This window comes from Oleiphilus sp. HI0086, assembly GCF_001635225.1.
Window position 1 is genome coordinate 1 of record NZ_LWFZ01001050.1, and the last position, 20,966, is coordinate 20,966.

Sequence of the window (20,966 nt, forward strand, 5' to 3'; positions counted from 1 at the left end):
CATGATCGATAGATATACACCCGTGACTCGAGACCTGAATGCCAACCAACCGAACACGAAAGCTAGCAAGCCAGGCACCAATGCCACCATGATCATCGCAAACCAGAATTGATCCATACCCTGCCAGAACCAAGGTAGCTCTTGCCAATTCAGAAAGACCATAAAGTCAGGTAGCTCAGGGTGACCATAGACACCACGGTCACCAATCTGACGCATTAAATACATGCCCATGCCGTAGCCACCAAGCGCGAAAAATGCACCATGACCCAAGCTCAAAATACCGCAATAGCCCCAGATAATATCAACTGCCAAAGCCAGCATGGCGTAGCACAAGTACTTACCCAGCAAAGTTATGGTATAGGTGCTGACATAAAACACTGAACCTTCAGGCATCACCAAGTTACCGATAGAGGCAAGGAAAGTGATGGCGAGTAAAAGAATTACAAATGGAAAGGTTCGACTCCCCGGCTGACCTTCTCGGCCCATTAATCCGCGATCAAACAGCGTACTTAAAATACTCATTCTGCCGCTCTCCCCTTCTGTGGAAACAGTCCTTTCGGTTTTTTCTGAATAAACAAGATGATGAATACCAATACCAGGATACTTGCCAGTACCGCGCCAGTAACAGGCTCTAAGAATTTATTAGCGATACCCAAGCTGAAGCCTGCTACCAAGGTTCCCCATAGGTTTCCAACCCCGCCAAAGACCACCACCATAAAGGAGTCGATAATGTAAGCTTGACCAAGATTTGGTCCAACGTTCGTTAGCTGGCTTAGTGCCACACCCGCCATACCGGCGATACCCGAGCCTAGTCCGAAGGTCATCGCATCGACCCAGTCTGTGCGAATACCCATGGCTTTCGCCATATCACGGTTCTGAGCAACCGCACGAACATTCAACCCCAATGAGGTCTTATTCAAAATGAGCAACAATAGACCAAACACCAACAAGGCAAAGGCAAGAATGTAAAGACGGTTCATCGTAAGCGATAGAACCGGATTGATATCTAAAGAGCCACTCATCCAGCTAGGTGTTTCAACTTGACGGTTAAGTGGAGAAAATACGGTACGAACCAATTGCTGCAAGATAAGACTGATACCAAAAGTCGCCAGTAGCGTCTCAAGCGGGCGACCATGAAGGTGACGAATAACACCTCGTTCAATGCAGATGCCGACAAAACCCGAGACTAAGAAAGCAGCTGGAATAGCGACCCAAATCGAATAGTCGATAGCATTAGGCATCAGAAGCTGAACCACATAGGTGGTATAAGCGCCCAGCATGATCATCTCACCATGCGCCATATTAATAACGCCCATAACGCCAAAGGTAATTGCCAGGCCAATTGCAGCAAGCAAAAGGACAGAACCTAAGCTCAATCCGAAAAAGAGCTTATCGACAAACTGAAAGTTAGCGACTCGATCTTCAATCAGTGTTAACGCCTTTTGTGCCGCTGCCACAACGACTTCATCACTATCATTTTCAACAATTTTGGCGAGCAGATTCTTAATCTCATTTTCCAAACGACCTGCCAGGGTTTCAATTGACGCCAGTCGTTCTTCGCGAACTTTGCTGTTTTCTAAGGCATAAATAGCAAGTGCAACCCCCATCATTTCCAATACTTCTTCATCTTGCTCAGACACTTTCACTGCTTGAATGGCTTCAATCAGGCTTTCATCCAAACTTGATAGTAAAGAAGTGAGCGCTGAAAGACGCAACTCTGGGTCCTTTGCACTTAGCTGAATACGTGCAATTGCCCCACGGAGATAAGAGCGCACTTTGTTATTCACACGAACTTTCTTGTAGAGTTTCTTTTTCAATGGCTCTAACTCAGCACCGGTGAAAACTTCGTGAAAGACTTTTTCGCCATCAACTTTTTTCACCGACATAAGTGAGTTACGGTCTTTCTTAAGATAATGAAGCTGCCCCTTTAGCATCACCTGAAACATGGGGAGCAAGGTTTCCCCTGCGTGTGCTTCCAAGTCTTTCAAGATCGGAATAATCTTCTTAAGCTTGGCTTTCGTCAGTTTGCTTAAGAGCGCTTGGGTTTCGCTATCTATTGCTGTCGCAACAGTGCTTGGACTGTTCTCGGCGTTCGATGCCGCATAGCTTTGGTTGAACACCAAGCTAAACATTATCGCGAGAATAAAGGGCAGGATTCTCACCGCTGTACTCCATTTTAGGTTCATTTAACACGCAACTTCCCTGTTGTGTCTGTTCAGATATGATCTGAAGCCAAACATCATAGGGAAATTACGGGGTTGTAGGTTTAGAAATGAGGAGCACCGGACAGTGCTCCCCTTTTAAGTTGCCGAATAAATGTTTCCGGCTAGCTAAAGCTCAGGTCTTAGAAGTTCTGACCAGAACACTTAGCTGTTTTAGTATTAAAGTTGCCGCACTTAACCGGGTCAGTCCAGTCAGCAATTAGGTCTTTAGAACCTGGTAGGTAGTTAGACCAAGCATCACCAATTACTTCACCGTTAGTTTCCCAAACCACTTCAAATTGACCATCTTCTTGAATCTCGCCAATTAAAACTGGCTTACTCAAATGGTGGTTAGTATTCATAACAGCAGTACCGCCAGTCAGGTTAGGTACCGATACACCCAAGATAGCTTGCTCAACTGCGTCTACGTCAGTAGTACCCGCTTTCTCAACTGCTTTCGCCCACATTTCGAAACCAATGTAGGTCGCTTCCATTGGGTCGTTAGTCACACGCTTGTCGTCTTTGATGTAAGACTTCCAGTTTGCAATAAACTCTTCGTTTACATCACTTTCAACGCTTTGGAAGTAGTTCCAAGCTGCCAAGTGACCAACAAGTGGCTTAGTGTCTAGACCAGACAGTTCTTCTTCACCAACAGAGAATGCAACCACTGGAATATCTTCAGCAGAAATACCCTGGTTACCTAGCTCTTTATAGAAAGGAACGTTTGCATCACCATTAATTGTTGAAACAACCGCTGTCTTCTTACCTGCGCTACCGAACTTCTTGATGTCTGAAACAATTGACTGCCAATCAGAGTGACCGAAAGGCGTGTAGTTGATCATGATATCTTTTTCTGCAACGCCTTTAGCCTTAAGGTATGCCTCAAGAATCTTGTTCGTTGTACGTGGGTAAACGTAATCAGTACCTGCAAGTACCCAACGCTCAACCTCAAGGTCATTCATCAAGTAGTCAACGGCTGGAACCGCTTGCTGGTTTGGCGCAGCACCTGTGTAGAAAACATTTTTAGACGACTCTTCACCTTCGTACTGAACAGGGTAGAACAACAAACCGTTCAACTCTTCAATGACAGGAAGAACCGCTTTACGTGAAGATGACGTCCAGCAACCGAAAATTACGTCAACCTCGTCTTTAGTAAGCAGTTCACGTGTTTTCTCTGCAAATAATGGCCAGTTCGATGCGGGGTCAACCACAACAGGCTCTAGCTTCTTACCTAGCAAACCACCTTCTTTGTTCTGCTCTTCGATCATCATTAGAACCGTGTCTTTCAGTGTTGTTTCACTGATCGCCATAGTGCCTGATAGAGAGTGAAGTACACCGACTTTAATCGTGTCAGCAGCCATTGCGCTCATTGCAAATGCTGAAGCACTTGCGCTAAGAACTAAACCTTTAAGCATTTTTTTCATTGTCATGATTCTACCTTCCTCAAAATAAGACTCTTGGATAATGAGGCACTTGTTATAAATTTGGAGTTATAGCCTCTTCATGAACGATTATGAAAAATATACTGCTTCGGGGGTATTGGCTGATTGACGAATTCGACTACGTCAAATGACGTAGTCACTCTATAAACCGACTCTTACTGACACTCAATAAAGCTCGTTACAATAAGCTGCAAAGATTAAAAGACTAATAGAGATTGTTTGCTAGTATTAATAGTTAATAAAGAACAACTATGATATCCCCTGAGCTCATGCAAAAAAAATTCGTTGTAAAAGACATCCTGAAGCACCATAACATCACCAGCTGGTTCCAACCGATCATTAATGTCGAGCGGCGTGAACTCATCGGCTGGGAGGCCTTTTCACGAGGGCCAGAGACTGATAATGGTTTAGAAACGCCAGCAATGTTTGATACGGCTGCCGAAGCGGGTATTTTAAAACCTTTTGACTTGATGTGCCTACACACAGCGGCCGAGAGCTTTGACCAGCTTCAACTGGAGAACAAGTTATTCATCAACCTATCCAACGAAATGCTCATCGCCAGTAGTCGTTTAAAGGATCAGGTTGGAAAACTCATTGCTGACAATAGAGTTCCATCAACACGTATGGTGTTGGAAATTGATGAAAAGAATGCCAGCAATAACATTAATGAGCTTATCGAAGCTGTTCATTTTTTTCATGAGCAAGGCTTTGAGGTCGCAGTTGACCATTTGAGTGGAATAGACAATGTTGGTGAAAGCGCGTCGTTACATAAACTCTGGTCTGAAATAAAACCAGATTACATCAAACTGGATCGCAGCTTCATTCAAAACGTAAATGGTAGTGCCAGCAAACAAAAAACGGTCAAAGAAGTGGTAGCTGTCGCCCGCTCGATTGGTTCTGTGTTAATTGCTGAAGGGGTCGAAACAGAAAAAGAACTTAAGAAGCTATATGAGCTCGGAGTTCATAATGTTCAAGGCTACTTGATTCAAAGGCCTGAGTTAGCACCGGTCGCCCCCAAGCTCGATGACTTACTCGACAAAAAACTGTTCGCAGAAACCAATCAAAAAAGTTTGGCCTGCGACTTGGTTGTTTCAACTGCTCATGTCGAAGTAGGTACCACAATCCAAACCGTCTTTGAGCTACTTGAAGCTAATGTTCACATGAGCTCCATTGCCGTAGTAGAGAATGAGAAAGTACAAGGCATTATCTTTCGCACTCCCTTCATGAACAAATATTCCAAAAGACAGAGACGAGAAGTCGTTCAAGCCAAGTGTATCTCAAGCGAAATGAGCTTAGACTTCCTGCATGTTGACGCTCATCAGCGCATAGAGCAAGTCAGCCGCCTTGTCACATCTCGCGCACAATTAGATGCAGAGCATGACTTTATTATCTCCAACGAGCAGCATTTTCTTGGAATCGGAACGGTTATCGACTTATTACGCAAGGTCACACAGTTGCGTGTCAAACCAGATCACCAGGAAAATATTCTGACAATGCTCCCAGGAAACACCCCTCTCGGAAATTGCGTCATGGAGCTTCTGGACAAAGATACACCTTTCTCAGTCGCACTTCTCGACTTGGCCAATTTTAAACCCTTTAACAATCATTACAGCCACAACCGGGGTGATGAAGTACTGATCATGTTTGCCGAGATTCTAAGAAAGCAACTTAAACAAGGCGCTAGCTTTGCCGGGCATATCGGTGGGGATGATTTTGTACTGATTATGCCTCAGGATGAGTGGCAAGAATTACTCCGCTCCGTTTTCACTGAGTTCAACCACAAAGTACTTAAATTCTATTCGGATAACGACATCAAACAAGGTGGTATCGAAAGCACCGACCGAAATGGTCATGTGCGCTTATTCGACTTTGTGTCCCTATCTGCCGGCGTCATGACCGTCACAGAAGAATATTTCGACTCCTTCCAGAGCTTACTAACCCAGCTTATCCAGCTAAAACAGCGCACAAAGAGAGAGCTCGGTACCTGTTTAGCACATTTGAATGATGCACAAATCAAGCTCTATTCTTATGATGAAAGCGGCTTTGCCGATGAAGGTGTGAGTGACTAATCACAAAGAACTAGAATCAATCTAGGCTTTTCTCTTCAGCTCAGTAGCACTAAGGCGTAAAACTACGGAAGCCGTTAACATTTTGATACAAAAACGTCGAAAAACTTTACACTAAAAATACATGACACTTTTATGAACTTTAATTAACCTACTGACCAATAAGTCAAGTATATATATAGGTCTGGATATTGCTTATAGATTCATTCCACATGAAAATTTAACCAAATGGATGGAATCATGATTAAAAAACTACTTGGTACTACAGCTTTGGTGCTGGCAACTAGCACTGCTTCTGCAGCAATCATTAACTACGACTTTACAGGCGGCCCAACTGTCTATGGCGACCCTCTGAACTTCTCACAATATGGCCTTGGCTTGACAGTGACTGGTCAGCCAGGCGTTTCTGTCGACACCAGACATGGCTTAGGCGTGAAAAGCTCTTTTTTTGATACGAGCAATCAAGTCGACGGCTTTGGTCCTGACGAAACAATATCATTCTTGTTCGATGAGAGTGTAGACCTTGTTTCTGTTTTGTTCGGTCACGTTGGCGGCAACGATGACTTTAGTTGGTCTGTGAATGGTACGCTCATAGCTGGCGCTGATATCCCAAGCTCAAATTTGTACAACTTCTCTTCATATAATTACAATAGTAGCTTATACGAGTTTGGTGTAACTGGCACAAATGATGACTACTACATCAGAGGTATTACTGTAAATACTGTTGATACAGTTGACGTTGTTGAGCCTAGCTCTCTTGCAATCCTGGGTCTTGGCTTATTAGGTCTTGGCTTCAGCCGTCGTAACACTAAAGCTTAAGTTTTAGTTTCGGCCTGAATGAAAGCTAGGTCTTTGGACCTAGCTTTTTTATTTTCCGGCACAGTCAATCCTTAGCTTTTACCTCTTAAATTATATATCACTCCTTCCCCCAACCTTAAATCACAAATGTTATTGTTAGCGCCACCATTACAAGAGAGCTAGCCACTAGTCGTAAATGAGTCACATTCACCTACTATATTTTACTCACTAAACTATGCTTAGTTATATACATAGTATGAATATATAAACTCGATAAATATAAAGGTAATCTATGAGGGATACTGATAAAAATACGCCAAGAGAAAACTCTCACACGATAAGCGACAACCCCAGTATCAAAATTTTACCTTGTGAGACAATGCCCTATACCACAGTCTCCCCTGAAGGCTCCCTTGAAATCCTTTCTGCCTATGAAGTAAAACAATTAGTCGAGCTGTCGCGAACCAAGGTCTATGAATTGTTTAAGCGCTGTGCTTTAGCGGTCTTAAATACCGGCAGCACCGTCGATGATACCAATGAAATCATCGAGCGCTATAAAGATTTCCGTATCAAATTTATACGCCAGTCTCGTGGTATCAAGCTGCTGATTGAAAATGCGCCTGGCTCAGCCTTTGTTGATGGCAAGATGATTCGCGGTATTCGGGAACAACTTTTTTCAGTATTAAGAGATGTGCTCTACGTTCAAAACCAACTGCTTGACCCTCAGCATTTTGACTTTGAACACTCCAAGGGCATCACTGATGCAGTCTTTCATATTCTTAGAAATGCCAACTTGCTGCGCAAAGGCGCCCAAGCACCGCTTATAGTCTGCTGGGGTGGCCACTCTATCAATCGATGCGAATATGAATTTACCAAAGAGGTGGGCTACCAACTAGGCCTTCGCGAAGCAAACATTATTACCGGCTGTGGCCCCGGCGCAATGAAGGGGCCCATGAAAGGTGCCACAATAGGCCACGCCAAACAGCATTTTGAAGAGCGGCGCTATATAGGCATTACAGAGCCAGGAATTATCGCAGCCGAGTCTCCAAACCCTATCGTCAATGAACTAGTTATACTCCCAGACATCGAAAAACGCCTGGAAGCCTTTGTGCGCTGTGGTCACGGGGTTATCGTATTTCCTGGCGGTGTTGGTACGGCAGAGGAAATTCTCTATATTTTGGGCATTCTACTTCACCCCAAAAACGCTAAGACCCCCTTCCCTTTAGTCTTTGCCGCCGGAAAAGAAAGCGAAGCCTATTTCAAGATGATTGACGATTTTATTGGCCAAACTCTTGGCGAAGAAGCACAAGAGAAATATCAAATTATTACTGACAATCCCGGTGCTGTCGCTCAGCATATGGTGCAAACCTGTCATAAGGTCTTTAAACATCGCCGCTCCCGAAAAGATGCTTATTTTTTCAACTGGCAACTTCATATCGACCATCAGTTTCAAAAAACTTTCGAGCCCACTCATCCCAACATGGCAAACCTAGACCTGTCCAAAAATCAGGAGCCTCACATTCTTGCCGCAAACTTACGCAAAGCTTTTTCAGGAATTGTTGCCGGTAATGTCAAGGAGCAAGGTTTGAAAGCAATTGCAGAGCATGGTTCATTCAAGATCACTGGAGATTTGGAAATTATAGAGCCATTGGATAAGCTCTTGCGCACGTTCGTCGACCAGCGCCGAATGAAGCTGGGTGATAAGGAATACAAACCTTGTTATGAGGTTGTCTCATGAGATGATAGGGAAACCTCCTTAGTTAGAATTCAGCTAGAGATGGAACACTTCGCTGACAAGTACTAGAATGTGCCACTTATTAAGGCCCGTATTCGATAAACAGGGGCCTTGCTGCTTTCCAACATCAGGACAATTATTTTGAGCGACTCTGCTTTTTCTTCCCAAGCCCTAAAAAAAGAACTTTTAGACAATCTGGATTCATTAGGCTATCAAGCCATGACACCGATTCAAATGCAGAGCCTGCCCCTGATTATTGAGGGAAAAGATGTCATCGCGCAAGGTCAAACGGGCTCAGGAAAGACTGCCGCATTTGGGCTTGGGCTACTCAATAAGCTAGACGTAAAACGTTTCAGAATTCAATCTTTGGTGCTCTGCCCTACTCGTGAGCTGGCCGATCAAGTCGCCAAAGAAATTCGCAAACTTGCCCGCGCTATTCACAATATAAAAGTTCTCACCTTATGTGGCGGCATGCCTTTTGGCCCTCAAGTTGGTTCTTTAGAGCACGGCGCACATATCATCGTCGGTACTCCTGGCCGGGTTGAAGAACACGTTAGAAAAGGTAACCTGAAGCTCAACAATGTTGACACGCTGGTATTGGACGAAGCTGATAGAATGCTAGACATGGGCTTTCAGGAGGCCTTGGATACTATCATTGAAGATATACCAGAAGAGCGCCAAACTCTGCTGTTAAGCGCAACCTATCCAAAACAGATTCAATCGATCGCAGCGCAATATCTCACCGATCCGGTCATGGTAAAGGTTGAGTCAACACATAGTGACAGCAGTATTGAGCAACACTTCTATGAACTCCCAGATCAAGATGAGCGAATTGATGCAGTTCATCGTATTCTCATGCAGTATCAACCACCATCAACGGTGATTTTCTGCAATACCAAACGAGAAACCCAAGACCTGGCAGATGCCTTACATGATAGAAACTTCAGCGCCATTGCGATACATGGTGATATGGAACAGCGCGATCGAGACCAAACTCTTGTTAGATTCTCTAATCAAAGCGCCTCAATTCTGGTCGCAACGGATGTCGCGGCCCGCGGTCTCGATATTAAAGATCTAGATGCTGTCATAAACTTTCACATAGCACGCGACTCCGAAGTCCATGTTCATCGCGTTGGCAGAACAGGCCGTGCAGGTAGTAAGGGTTTGGCATTTACACTCTACGCAGAAAAAGAACGCTATCGCATAGATAGATTAGAACAGTACCTGAACAAAGAAATAGTGGCAGAAGCACTTCCTTCAGCAGACGTCCTTGCCAAAAAGCCTTTTTACCCACCAATGAAAACAATTCAAATTGACGGTGGAAAGAAACAGAAAGTCAGACCTGGCGACATATTGGGCGCACTGACAGGCGACAAGACGATAGAAGCAACATCGATAGGCAAGATTAATATCTTTGACTTCTCAGCCTATGTTGCGGTTGAACACAAAGTTAGTCGCAAAGCGCTTGAGAAAATTTCAAAAGGAAAACTAAAAGGTCGAAACTTTAGGGCTCGCTTTATTTAAGGCATTGGGATCAGTGTATAAAACATTTTACACTGATCCCAATTCGTTATAATCGCTAGTGCTTACGTCCGAACCTGTATAAACCTAGTAAGGGGAACAAACTAAAAAACAGTGATGAAGGCTCATTCACTTCTATTGAATCAACTGGCCAGTCTCTATATAACAACCACCCTGTACCTTCGTATGAATCTACAAAACGATTAGCGTTATCGATACGATCGAACTCAGATTTCTTCTCGACTGTCTTTAAGGCCCTATCTTGGCGAGTCATAATGTATCCAGCCCAATCAGGTTTATGAGACTCAAAAAAGACTAGGTCAGTACCACTTCCAGTTGTAAAGGTATCGCCAACTAACTCGTGATAGTCTCGCGTTACATCTCTATCTGTCCAACACCCTTCACTCGAGTAGGCAGTACAAGTGGTCGCCCTATAAGCAGGCAATAGTGCTTCGATAAACAGCTGGGCATCAAGCGAATTGGCAATAGACCAACCTTGGTAAGCACCTTGAGTCAACGCACGCGTTTCTTCCAAAGTATTACCAGTCAGTTCATCCCAGCGTAGCCAATCCCGGTTGTTTCGGCTATCAGAAATAATGCTAGCATTAACATCTGCGTCATAGCTTAGCGAGCCAATAGTCATCGACATCACCAAACCCGACTGGCTCAGCAGAGCAGCCAATATAACGAAGATAAAGAAAGTGTTCGGCACTTTAGTTTGCTTGTTCTTTTGAGACATTAAGATCTTCATATTCTTATTTTCGTATTATTAAAATCCACCACGTCTGGCAAGTGAACTTTCGTGCCACAGGTGGAGGAAAATTCAGCTTGTTATGTGGCAGGCTTGAACAAGGGAGAACGCAGAACAGCAAACTGTTTTTGATAGAAAAAACCGTCTTCCTTAGACTAAAGTTTTACTAATTGAGTTTTAAGAGTCATCCTTTTCAGAAGAGAGTATATCATTCACGCATTTAGCATACGGAGCAATTATGTGACGCGAGTCTTATTCCTTCCACTTAGCCCATGGGTCAGCAGCACCTGAAGAAGGCTTACTCGGCTTCTTAGCGCCTGATTCTTCGTTGTCGCTATTAGGCTTATCTCTTGTCTTTTCAGATCCAGATTTAGTGTAGGGCGAAGCGGTAAACTTCCTGTTTCTCGAAAAGCTATCACCACTACCTCGCCTTTCTGCAGCTTTTCGCTCTCGTTTTTCCCTAAGTTCCTCAGCATCTTCAAGGCTTAGTTCTGCCGGTTCACCAGGAGTTTGTCCGTCAGGAATAATACGGTCGCGAGGAGGCAATTCGAACTGCTCAGGGGAAGCCTTAGGGAGACTTTTAAACTGGTAAAGGTAAAATGCTTCAACTCTTTCACGAGCCCAATCCGTTTTCTTTAAAAACTTAACGCTGGACTCGATACTTGGATTTGTCTTGAAGCAATTCAGATTCAAATATGCGTGCAGGATTTGAAAGCCATAGAAATCAACGATTTCTGTCACAAGCGTCTTTAAACCCAGGCCATGCAAAGGGTTATTCTGGTAGTTAATTTCTTCAGTCATGAGGTGGTTGGGCTCCAAAAAGTAATTCGCAGCATTATACCTTAAAGAAGCAATAGAAGAGTTTGTTTTAAATAACTTTCGAACAAACCACTAAACTAACTCAATCTCTGAGTCGCAGAGATCGACTTCTTCCTCAAGCCCATATTGATTAATAAATTCCTTCACACGCTCAGTCGCATTCTTTCTGCTCATTTTGGGGCACAGGAATAAAGTTGGCTTATCACAGTAACGGTCCAGAAAACGATCAATAAAGCCTTCATCACAATCATCTGACAAAAACAGAATCCATGCAGAAATTCGGTCATAGAACTCATATCGACTTTCAACAAAGGTAGTAGGGTGATTAAAGTGGCGGACATCTACCCGGTATGAACTCAGCTCCTTTCTAATTAAAGCTGAATACATTTTTGAGTCAGAAAATATTCCTAGACTACGCTCACACAGATAGTTTGGCCCAAGATACCGGTCTTCTATACTGAGCTGATTACCCACGATTACTCTCGCGTTATCAGACTGCGCAACAAACATATCAAATAAGTCGATATGAGGATGCTCTTTGAGCTCCTGCTTTTGACTTTCCTCTACCAGCATTTGAGGCAAAGCTTTCACACCTTCCAGATAGAAAGCCTCATCCTTTTCAGTACTTACGTATACAGGCCTATCCGACGATTCAGGTTCCGATAGAGGTTTCCCTGCACGAGTCCGATAAAAAGATGTTTTAGTAGAGTGTGTTTTGACGCTTGACTGCGATAAACCTGAATACACATCCGAATACAAATTGTTCGGCTTTATGTCATATCCTTTTCTAGTGAAAGGTATTGAAGTGCTTCGTTTGGGAGCTTGCCTCTGAGCCCGGTATATTTCAGGGTCAATAAAGCGTAAATCTGGCTTTGGTTTCTTATGTAATTTTAGGCGTTTAAACACTGCGGCGAACCTCCCTATTCCCTGCATGAACTTGTCAATTCCCTTTTATCGGCAGTTCCAATACTGCCTGAAGCGCAGTTTATTCGAATTTTGAACCTAGTCACAATACAAAAACACGAGATAATCCAAATATGTGACACATTACTTCCATCATAAAACCAGATTTCACATTTGTTTGCAGAACCTTAGCTTACTTTTGCGTAATAATGACTAGGCTTTAGTTATGAACATCTATTAACCAATATAGTTTAACTTTAAAGTTTGCAGGCATTATCATGAATATTCACATGTTCGGCAGTAAAAGCATTAAGAGCAAGTCTGACCTTAAGAAAGTCAATATTCCAACGGGCTCATCAGCTCATGCGGAAGATATCTGGTCAACTGGTGAGTAAGATGCCCTGCATATTCCAATTCTAGGCTCTGAAGCGCATCAATCTCAAGACGACAATCACGCCAAACCTGATCTTTTGAACCCTTTTGGCGTATATATTTCGGAAGAAGCAAAAAATGAAGATGTAATGCTATCTTCCATTGAGGAAAGCAAGCCTCCTTTATTAGAGGACGGTTCGATTCTCGATGATATATGCGCCGAAGCTGAACTATTACTTGAAGAGCTTCGGACTCTAGAACCAGAGAAAGCCCTTGAACCAGCAAGCGAGGAAACAGAGAGAACTGAGATCGTCCAAGAAGAAGCGCTAAGCGAAGAATTAATGCACGCACCAATTCCTACACCACTTGTTGAAGAATGCACCGAGAGAGTCGTCGGCGTATACGCATCATTAGAGCTCTATGTTAAAAGCTTATCTAAAGAGCTCGCTCTATATTGTGATGCAGAAATTCATTGTTTTGACTCCAGCATGAACGAAGCACAGCTTCAGGACGACACCCGCATCAATATGTGGATTGTGAATTTATCAGATGATGATGAAAGCGAATTGCTTGACTCAATTCTTGAAGAAAGCGCTGAACACCCTACCCTTTATCTGTCGGGAAGTTTATCAAAGCATTGTAAGAAACGAATCCAGGCTTTCTTGGAAGAGAATTAACACTTAAGACTTTTCTATGTTGACCTTACCGAGCTAGGTAATTAGCTAATCATGACCTGCCGGTAAACTTTGCAATCAAGCGAGCCAGCCAATTTCTGCCACTTCGGTTTGCCAGCTTTTCTGATTCTGCATTAAATTTTTTAACTTCATTAAAAACAATCTGCTGCATTTGAATTGCAGACAATGAAGCACTTCTATGCACCTCATTGCTATGAGCGTAGTCCGCAGACAGGCTGTGTTGTCTGTACATTAATTGCAGAGATTCTGAAGACGAATGTTCAGGCAATTCATTGCTGCCTACCGCTTTCGAGAACACTTCAGCATTATCGTTAAGACTTTCGGTAACACTGTCATCTGAAAGCTCACAGTTTTGTTCCGCTTTCCCAACAGTAGTTTTAGCTCTTTCAATCGTAGTTTCTGCGGCCTCTTCGATGAGTGCTTCATTAAGCAAAGCTAGCGCCCAGCTTTCATCCACCGGTTCTGGCTTCACTGATACCTGGCTCTCACCCGATCTATTGTTACTACTGATGTCTTGTTTCTTCATAATACGTCATCTATACAGTAAACCCTGCGTTGCGGAAAGGCTTTACGAAGCTGACCTGACACGTAAGCACATGAAAAATATATTAAATTTAAGAATGAAGATTATACACTTTTCATTCCATGACAAACATTTTGAATACTGGAAACCGTGAACTTATTGCAATTTTTTACACTCTAGAAAAGCAATACCTCACACTTCTCAAAAATATATAAGGGTTTTATGTATTCGATAGCGCAGTCTCTATAGAATAAAGAGTTGTTTTCTAACACTACGTGCGTCTGTATGATGCAAACGAGAACCGACTGTCTTCAGAATGATAGAGCCCAGTGCTTATCTATAGTTACAAGGAAGAAACTCATGAGCGCACTTATCCACTTGGCAGAAGTCTTTGTTTTTTTGCTTTTCATCATCACCTTCGTAAGAATTCGCTCACTCTATCGTGATTACCCTCCTCTCAACCATACTAAAAAAATGACACAAACTGACGAGCGTAAACCTTTAGTAGGAAATGCTTCAGCCAGTGTGAAATATGAGGACAAAATGGCTATCCTCAAAGAAGCACAAGTTTTTGCAGGTATGCAGCTTCTACCCCTAAAAAAGCGCTATGGAGATATACATGGCGAAAAGTATGCTTGGTTGAGAAAAGCCTGCGCTTTCTACCTTATAGGGGCAACCCGCGCTATAACGAACACAGGCCAATGTGGCCCAGGCACATACGAAGAAATTACTGGACTGGTAATCAAGTCTTGCTTGAAGACCCCTAACAACGACGTACTCGCTTATCTAAAGAGCGCTTCAAATGACGAGTGGGATAAAGAGCAAAAGGTCTTAGCATTAACTGGAGAGCAAGCAGCAGCTAACTGGGTATCAGGCAAGGCTATCCCTCACCACACTACCCTGGACGAACACTTAAGTCGAAACGGAATTATTGCTTAAATTCCAGTGACTGATAGTGAGATAATTTTCTCGTGCCCCTCACCTACCTGAATCTCTTTGCTGCGGAGGCAAACTTTCTCAACTCGCTCGACGCTCATCTCGACTTGCTTAGCAATACTGTCACTCTGCATGTCTACCGAGGCATCTTTTAGACAGCGAGTAATAACACCTTCGTCCATTTTGAATTTCATCCATAAATACAGCCAGACATGCGCCCAGAGAGAGATAATTATCACCAGTGCCAAAACAATATTCTGTGTCATTTATTGATGCTCTCCAATCGCTTCACTTAAGGACTTCAAATGCGCATGCCGCTGTGACTTATCAAGTTCAGACAAGCGCTCAACCTCCTGATAAAAAGCATCCCAATCCTCACCAAGCCTGTGGTATAAAGCGATAAAACCTGGCACCAAGTCCTGATAGTTCGATAAGGTTGAAAAACCGGCATTGTTAAGTTCATTCACCCAGCGGTCATAGCGACTATCCCAAGCATGCTTCTGCTTTAGAGATTGAAAGGAGAGTTTCATTTCCTTCAGCAGCTTATCTTTCTCTTTACGTTTTTTTTCTACGCTCCATGAGTCGTCCTGGTAGACATCATGAAGTTTATCTTTGTAGCTCAAAACAAAGCTCATTAACTTCTTTTGCTCTGCTTTTGCTTGCTGATATTCTTGATATTTATGTGTTTGACTTTGGTTCTTATACCAAAGCTCAGCGCCAATCGTACCAACAGCCGTAGCGAAGTTTTCGTTAAATTTAGTATCATTTTTTATATAGAGCTTGCGATGAGAAATCTCATGTATCAACAACTCGACCAGATATACTTCATCCGTAAATATGAAACTACTTAACAATGGGTCGTCAAAAAAACCTAAGGTAGAATAAGCCCGCACGCCCCCCACTCGAGTTTCAAAGCCTTGTTTTTCAAGTCTCAAGGCTTCAGCTTTGGCCATAGATTGATCGTAATAGCCTCTATAGGCCAAACACCCAAGTATTGGGTAGCACCAAGTATAAGCATCCAAAGACAGTTCAGACGCAGCATAGACATTCCAAACCGCATAGCGTCGGCCTAAGTCTGTATAACTGGTATATGCGTCATCGACTGGTAGATTGAGTTCCTTGCTGGCAAAATCTCTAAGCGCTTGAGATAAAATCAGACGCTTTCGAAGCTCCTCAGAGGTTTCATCATCCGCTAGCAGTGTCTCAACAGGCTCTCGATTCCACAAAAGAGAGGTTTGGCCATTTAACAAATGTGAATAATAACTAACTGAAGAACAAGCACTCAGCAAGGTCACAGACGACAAACACAGGGCACCAAGCCCCAAAACCTTTAATCGCTTTCGCAAGCACTTCCCCTTTTTACGACAAAGCCTCGAAGGCTGGCTTGAATTATAAAAAGAGCTTTTAGATTCGAGCTCTTAAGTGACCCGCATCAAGATTGGTGAATACTGAATATCGTCATTCACTAGAAATCATTTTATGATTAGATCATTCTTATGAAGAAAGAATCTGACCACAGGATTAGAATCTATGTCAACAAAGTGGCACACCTTAAATACTGAAGAATGCGCAGAAGCTCTGAATTCAATAATAGAAAAGGGCCTAAGTAAACAAGAAGCGCAGGAACGTTTAACTACACAGGGAGAAAATATTCTGGAACAGGCCAACACCCGCCCTTGGTGGAAGGTGATCATGGCTCAGTTTCAGGATGTAATGATTATGGTGCTACTCTGCGCGGCGGCGATTTCCGGTCTAGTCGGTGAAGCCGTGGATACACTTATTATCCTTTGTATTATTGGCCTCAATGCAATATTGGGCGCTTTTCAAGAATTCCGGGCTGAAAAAGCGATGGCTTCTCTTAGAGCCATGGCGACACTCGAGACGCTGACTTTACGCGATAGCAAATGGCAGACTATTTCCAGCACGCAACTCGTCCCTGGCGATATTATTAGCCTGGAGGCCGGCAACGTAGTGCCTGCCGATGTTCGCCTTGTCGAGGGCAAGGATATTGAGTGTGATGAATCATCACTGACAGGTGAATCTCTTGGTGTTGATAAACGTGTCGAAGCACTTGAACACGAAGATACCTTGCTCGCTGAGCGCAGCAATATGCTATTCAAAGGCACTCAGATCAACAGGGGCTCAGCTCAATGCATTGTCACTGCCACAGGCATGGAAACCGAGCTGGGGAAAATAGCCTCATTGCTAAAAAGCGCTAAACAGAGCCATACGCCACTCCAGAATAGGCTAGCCCTATTCAGTAAGCGTCTCGCTATCAGTATTGTGTTTATATGCCTGGTTGTGATTGTCCTTGGCCTTATTCGGGGTGAACCCTGGTTATTAATGCTGCTAACCGGTATTAGCCTAGCTGTGGCAGCCATTCCCGAAGCCCTACCTGCTGTTGTAAGTATTGCCTTAGCCTTAGGGGCAGCAAAAATGATCAAGATTAATGCCTTGATGCGTAACCTACCTTCTGTCGAGACCTTAGGCTCGGTTAGCTACATCTGCTCTGATAAAACCGGCACTCTCACTCAGAACAAAATGCACGTAGACAAGCTAATTACACCTGAAAGCAAACCTTACGCCCTGAACAGTTTGGCTCAAAGCTCGCACCTTGCACATGTGCTCTCGCTCAACAATGATGTCAGGGTTAGTCGCGAGATAGAGCAGTCTAGTGGCGAACCGACAGAGCTAGCCTTGTTCAACTGCGCAGCCCAAGCTGGCTTCCTAAAAACAGAACTTGAGAAATCGCTTCCGCGCGTTGCCGAGTGTGCCTTTGACTCTAACCGAAAGCGTATGACTACTGTACACAAGCTAATGGGTGAACCCCACACACCCTTAATTTCTTATACGAAAGGGGCACCTGAAGCAGTACTTTCCTGCTGTAGCCAAGCTTTTACCCAAGCCGCAGAAGTGCAGCAGTTTGATCGTGATCTCTGGCTAGATATTGCAGAAGACCTTGCGACACAAGGCTACCGAGTACTCGCTTTCGCTATGAAGAACTTAAATGACGGCGACACTTTCGATCAGGAAACGCTTGAGTCACAGATGACTTTCCTAGGCTTAGCCGCATTGATCGACCCTCCCCGAGAAGAAGCCAAAGAGGCCGTTCAACAATGTAAAACAGCTGGTATCACACCGATAATGATTACCGGGGATCATCCTGCAACAGCTTTGGCAATTGCGAAACAACTCGATCTGGTTCCAGCTAACGAGTCAGCGAATAGCAGTGAACATCACCCCAGTGTCATTACCGGGGCTGATATGGCATCGATTGATGATATTGAACTCCAACAAACTGTTCAGTCAACGCAAGTTTATGCGCGAGTCTCACCAGAGCAGAAAGTCCGACTGGTAAATGCAATTCAAAGCAATGGCGAATATTGCGCAATGACTGGAGACGGAGTGAACGATGCCCCAGCACTCAAAAATGCCCACATAGGTGTCGCTATGGGGAAGAATGGCACTGACGTAGCTCGTGAAGCTTCTGATATGGTGCTACTCGACGACAACTTCGCCACCATCGTCAAAGCAGTCGAACAGGGTAGACGAATCTTCGATAATATTCGAAAATTCATAAAATATACGATGACCAGTAACTCAGGTGAAATTTGGGTATTACTGCTCGCACCTTTTTTGGGTATGCCTATTCCCCTGCTGCCTATCCACATTCTTTGGATAAACTTGGTTACCGATGGTTTACCTGGATTGGCCCTATCTGTCGAGCCAAAAGAAAAAGGTGTCATGGCCAGAGCGCCACGCCCACCAAATGAAAGTATTTTTTCTCACGGTATGTGGCAACACATTGTATTTATAGGTTTTTTAATCGGTGCACTATCTCTCTTCGCCCAATATTGGGCCCTAGAGTACAGCCCCGACTACTGGCAATCAATGGTATTTACCACGCTGACTTTATCCCAGCTCATGCATGTCATGGCAATTCGTTCAGAAACCTTGTCTCTGTTTTCTATCGGGTTCTTTACCAATAAGGCCTTAATTGCGGCATTGATCAGTACTCTCGCACTGCAATTACTTGTTATTTACACGCCACTAGGTAACGAATGGTTTAAAACTCAGGCACTCCCCATGACGGAGTTATTGATCTGCTGTGGACTAGCTTTAGTAGTTTTCTTCGCCGTAGAAGGCGAAAAGCATTTGGTAAGAAAAGGCTGGCTATATAAGAAATAAACGAGGTAAAAATAAAGAGGTTCAGAGTCGAATGGCACTTACTTAAGGAGAAAATGGCGTCATTCCCTTGAACAAGGGAATCCATTGTTTTGAGGCTAACTCAATGAAATTGAAGGACCATGACTATCGCTAACCTAAAGATTTCTAGTCTTTTTTAACTCTCTAGGTCAGCCAAACGGCTGAAAAACAATGGATTCCCGCCCCGCCCAGGCGGCCCTCTCTTGCTGCGCAATTCACCTTGTGCGCGGGAATGATGAGTTTCGGGGCGAAATCAAGCTTAAGTAAGTGCCATTCGGGTCAGAGTCAAAAAAGCCAACTGAACTCTGACCCAAATATTACTTAGCGCATTCTTACCTGATAATTCGCGTAGCTTTTCGCCACTATCGTACCTTCAGCGTCTTTAACCTCACCTTCCAGGACAAAGCTACTCTTGCCTTCTGCCAAGGTTTCTTCTTCCAGGCGGGCTAGTTCTTGGTCAGATAAACCAAACTCAACCGTGACATCAGTTTTGGCAACCTTGATGAATTCCATCTTTAAGTCGACTAAGACAGGATAAAAACGCTCATCAAAGCTCAGCATTGAAATAATGCCCCCAGGAATTTCGGCGACGGTAAATAGCGCGCCTGCGTACATGGCATTAAAGTGATTCTTGTTTGGCTTAAGGGGAATACCTGCTTTCAAAAAGCCGCGCTTTACCTCAAGTACTTTAAAACCATTTCGCGTCGCAAAAGGAATCGCCTGACCAACAAACTTGGTCAACAGAGCCGTCATTGCGGTGCTTTGAACTTTGGAGACAAAGCCTGAAGCGTCTGACTGAGGTTTGTTTGCCCAGTCACGCATGCGATTTTGTAGGTCTTGATTGATAGACTGAAGGTAGCTCATCATGTGGCCATCTTCCTTAAAGTAATTTGAAGGCGCTAGACTACCAGCCTGAGCAAGGCACGCAAGTGATATTCACTTAGTAGAAAAAGGGTACGCTAGGCAGCACCCGAGTTGCCATAACTAATGAAACGCTGCTCAAGCATTTCATACTCTTTTTTCAAGCGGTTCAGCTCGTCTTGCAATTCTTTAGGGGACTGACTGTTTTCTGCGAGGTCGACATAGTTGCTTTCGAGGGTTTCGCGCTCAGCTTCAGAACGTTTCAGTTTTTGCTGTGCCTCTTCAAGCGACTGCTTTAATAGGTAGGCTTCACTGTTGTCCGCCTTGAGATCATCAAGCTCTTTGGTCATAAGTGATGAATTAATTCGTAATTTCTTAATCTCCTTCACTTTCTCGTCCAGTTGTTCCGAAAGCTGCTGTGTTTTTTCGATTAACGATTCTTCTCTCTCATTGCTTGTATCAACAGCATCAACAACCCTCTTTAGGCTTGAAACTTTATTAGCCTCTTTTTCAATGTCTCGGCTAGCTTGCTGATATTGAACATTCATTGAGGTAATCCGCTTTCCTGATTCTTTCAAGGAGGCTTCGAGTGCCTCAATATGTTCAAGCAAACGCTGCCGCTCAGAATCACTAAAGGCTTGCCGGTCATTCTCAGATGTCATATCTTTAAGTTGCGAGCTCAAACTTAATTGCTGGCCGGACAATTCATCCAGTTTGTTCATTCCATCTTCGACAGACTCTTCCTCACCTTCTGAATCAGGCGCAGTCTTGCCTACCGTTTTTCCATCGTAGGCATATTCAAAAGTATGATGTTTCCCCGGCTTAAGCTTTGTCAGCTTATGCTTCAAAAACATAATGTAAGCGACGCTAATGCACAAACAAGCAAAGGTGCCGATTAGCAGCTGAATAATGATGTAATTTGTATCTGTCGGCATAATGTCTCTTCTTGTTGATGAGGCTGGGGCTCAATATATTTGAGCTCGGCACCAAATAGCTTAGTCCACACACCTGATAGCAAGCTATAAAAAGTTTGCTTGTTCATTCTGTCAGCATCCTGTTTTTTAAACGCATTGCTTCACGTGCATAGTGGAATCTCTTAACGAAAGAAGGAAATCGGCTACCTTCCAGTATAGAAAA

General features: G+C 43.8%; 17 protein-coding genes and 1 pseudogene. 7 read left to right on the top strand and 11 right to left on the bottom strand.

Translation table 11 applies throughout. The features are described 5' to 3' along the window. From A3756_RS18765 to urtA, 3 genes and pseudogenes are all read right to left on the bottom strand, one after another. Window positions 1-486: pseudogene (locus A3756_RS18765) on the bottom strand (urea ABC transporter permease subunit UrtC); the annotation flags it as partial. A 32-nt stretch (window positions 487-518) separates the two neighbouring features. Further along, a complete protein-coding gene (gene urtB / locus A3756_RS18770) occupies window positions 519-2,186 on the bottom strand; it encodes an urea ABC transporter permease subunit UrtB (protein WP_068513018.1) in 1,668 nt (555 codons plus the stop codon). 158 nt (window positions 2,187-2,344) lie between these two features. After that, window positions 2,345-3,625, bottom strand: a complete 1,281-nt coding sequence (gene urtA / locus A3756_RS18775) for an urea ABC transporter substrate-binding protein (protein ID WP_156490602.1) — start codon at window positions 3,623-3,625, stop codon at window positions 2,345-2,347. Between the two features lie 287 nt (window positions 3,626-3,912). Here urtA and A3756_RS18780 point away from each other — a divergent pair, with 287 nt between their 5' ends. The 4 genes from A3756_RS18780 to dbpA all read left to right on the top strand — a co-directional run bounded on the left by A3756_RS18780 (window position 3,913) and on the right by dbpA (window position 9,766). Continuing rightward, window positions 3,913-5,712, top strand: a complete 1,800-nt coding sequence (locus tag A3756_RS18780) for a bifunctional diguanylate cyclase/phosphodiesterase (protein ID WP_197470027.1) — start codon at window positions 3,913-3,915, stop codon at window positions 5,710-5,712. 237 nt (window positions 5,713-5,949) lie between these two features. Next, window positions 5,950-6,528 (top strand): PEP-CTERM sorting domain-containing protein, encoded by a 579-nt coding sequence (locus A3756_RS18785; protein WP_068554280.1) that lies wholly within the window; start codon window positions 5,950-5,952, stop codon window positions 6,526-6,528. Between the two features lie 271 nt (window positions 6,529-6,799). Beyond that, window positions 6,800-8,245 carry a nucleotide 5'-monophosphate nucleosidase PpnN gene (gene ppnN / locus A3756_RS18790; protein WP_368664599.1) on the top strand — a complete coding sequence of 482 codons (1,446 nt, stop codon included), beginning with the start codon at window positions 6,800-6,802 and terminating at the stop codon, window positions 8,243-8,245. Between the two features lie 138 nt (window positions 8,246-8,383). After that, window positions 8,384-9,766, top strand: coding sequence for an ATP-dependent RNA helicase DbpA (gene dbpA / locus A3756_RS18795; protein WP_068554281.1), 1,383 nt, complete (start codon window positions 8,384-8,386; stop codon window positions 9,764-9,766). Between the two features lie 55 nt (window positions 9,767-9,821). Here the strand turns inward: dbpA and A3756_RS18800 are convergent, their stop codons facing one another. From A3756_RS18800 to A3756_RS18810, 3 genes are all read right to left on the bottom strand, one after another. Further along, window positions 9,822-10,502, bottom strand: a complete 681-nt coding sequence (locus tag A3756_RS18800) for a hypothetical protein (RefSeq protein ID WP_068554282.1) — start codon at window positions 10,500-10,502, stop codon at window positions 9,822-9,824. Window positions 10,503-10,766: 264 nt separating this feature from the next. Next, window positions 10,767-11,315 (bottom strand): VF530 family DNA-binding protein, encoded by a 549-nt coding sequence (locus tag A3756_RS18805; protein WP_068507412.1) that lies wholly within the window; start codon window positions 11,313-11,315, stop codon window positions 10,767-10,769. A 90-nt stretch (window positions 11,316-11,405) separates the two neighbouring features. Further along, entirely contained in the window at window positions 11,406-12,239 is an 834-nt protein-coding gene (locus tag A3756_RS18810) for a hypothetical protein (RefSeq protein ID WP_068638289.1), read from the bottom strand. A gap of 518 nt (window positions 12,240-12,757) precedes the next feature. Here A3756_RS18810 and A3756_RS18815 point away from each other — a divergent pair. Then, on the top strand, window positions 12,758-13,285 hold the full coding sequence (locus tag A3756_RS18815) for a hypothetical protein (RefSeq protein WP_156490600.1): 528 nt from the start codon (window positions 12,758-12,760) through the stop codon (window positions 13,283-13,285). Between the two features lie 49 nt (window positions 13,286-13,334). Here A3756_RS18815 and A3756_RS18820 read toward each other — a convergent pair whose 3' ends face one another. Then, window positions 13,335-13,829 carry a hypothetical protein gene (locus A3756_RS18820; RefSeq protein WP_068554286.1) on the bottom strand — a complete coding sequence of 165 codons (495 nt, stop codon included), beginning with the start codon at window positions 13,827-13,829 and terminating at the stop codon, window positions 13,335-13,337. Between the two features lie 357 nt (window positions 13,830-14,186). On the opposite strand from A3756_RS18820, the gene A3756_RS18825 reads away from it, so the two are divergent. Beyond that, window positions 14,187-14,765 carry a hypothetical protein gene (locus tag A3756_RS18825; RefSeq protein ID WP_068507775.1) on the top strand — a complete coding sequence of 193 codons (579 nt, stop codon included), beginning with the start codon at window positions 14,187-14,189 and terminating at the stop codon, window positions 14,763-14,765. Here A3756_RS18825 and A3756_RS18830 read toward each other — a convergent pair. Together A3756_RS18830 and A3756_RS18835 are read right to left on the bottom strand one after the other, a co-directional pair. Further along, a complete protein-coding gene (locus tag A3756_RS18830; protein ID WP_068507777.1) occupies window positions 14,762-15,028 on the bottom strand; it encodes a hypothetical protein in 267 nt (88 codons plus the stop codon). The two genes, A3756_RS18825 and A3756_RS18830, sit on opposite strands and share 4 nt — an antisense overlap. Then, the gene (locus tag A3756_RS18835; RefSeq protein WP_068554289.1) at window positions 15,029-16,108 is read right to left on the bottom strand and encodes an aminopeptidase; all 1,080 of its coding nucleotides are present in this window, start codon (window positions 16,106-16,108) and stop codon (window positions 15,029-15,031) included. It abuts the gene before it with no gap. A 184-nt stretch (window positions 16,109-16,292) separates the two neighbouring features. Here A3756_RS18835 and A3756_RS18840 point away from each other — a divergent pair, with 184 nt between their 5' ends. After that, on the top strand, window positions 16,293-18,950 hold the full coding sequence (locus A3756_RS18840) for a cation-translocating P-type ATPase (RefSeq protein ID WP_068511635.1): 2,658 nt from the start codon (window positions 16,293-16,295) through the stop codon (window positions 18,948-18,950). Window positions 18,951-19,289: 339 nt separating this feature from the next. Here A3756_RS18840 and A3756_RS18845 read toward each other — a convergent pair whose 3' ends face one another. Both A3756_RS18845 and A3756_RS18850 read right to left on the bottom strand, forming a co-directional pair. Continuing rightward, entirely contained in the window at window positions 19,290-19,835 is a 546-nt protein-coding gene (locus tag A3756_RS18845; RefSeq protein WP_082865366.1) for a PaaI family thioesterase, read from the bottom strand. A gap of 92 nt (window positions 19,836-19,927) precedes the next feature. Continuing rightward, entirely contained in the window at window positions 19,928-20,764 is an 837-nt protein-coding gene (locus tag A3756_RS18850) for a hypothetical protein (protein ID WP_068512640.1), read from the bottom strand. Window positions 20,765-20,966 lie beyond the last annotated feature (202 nt).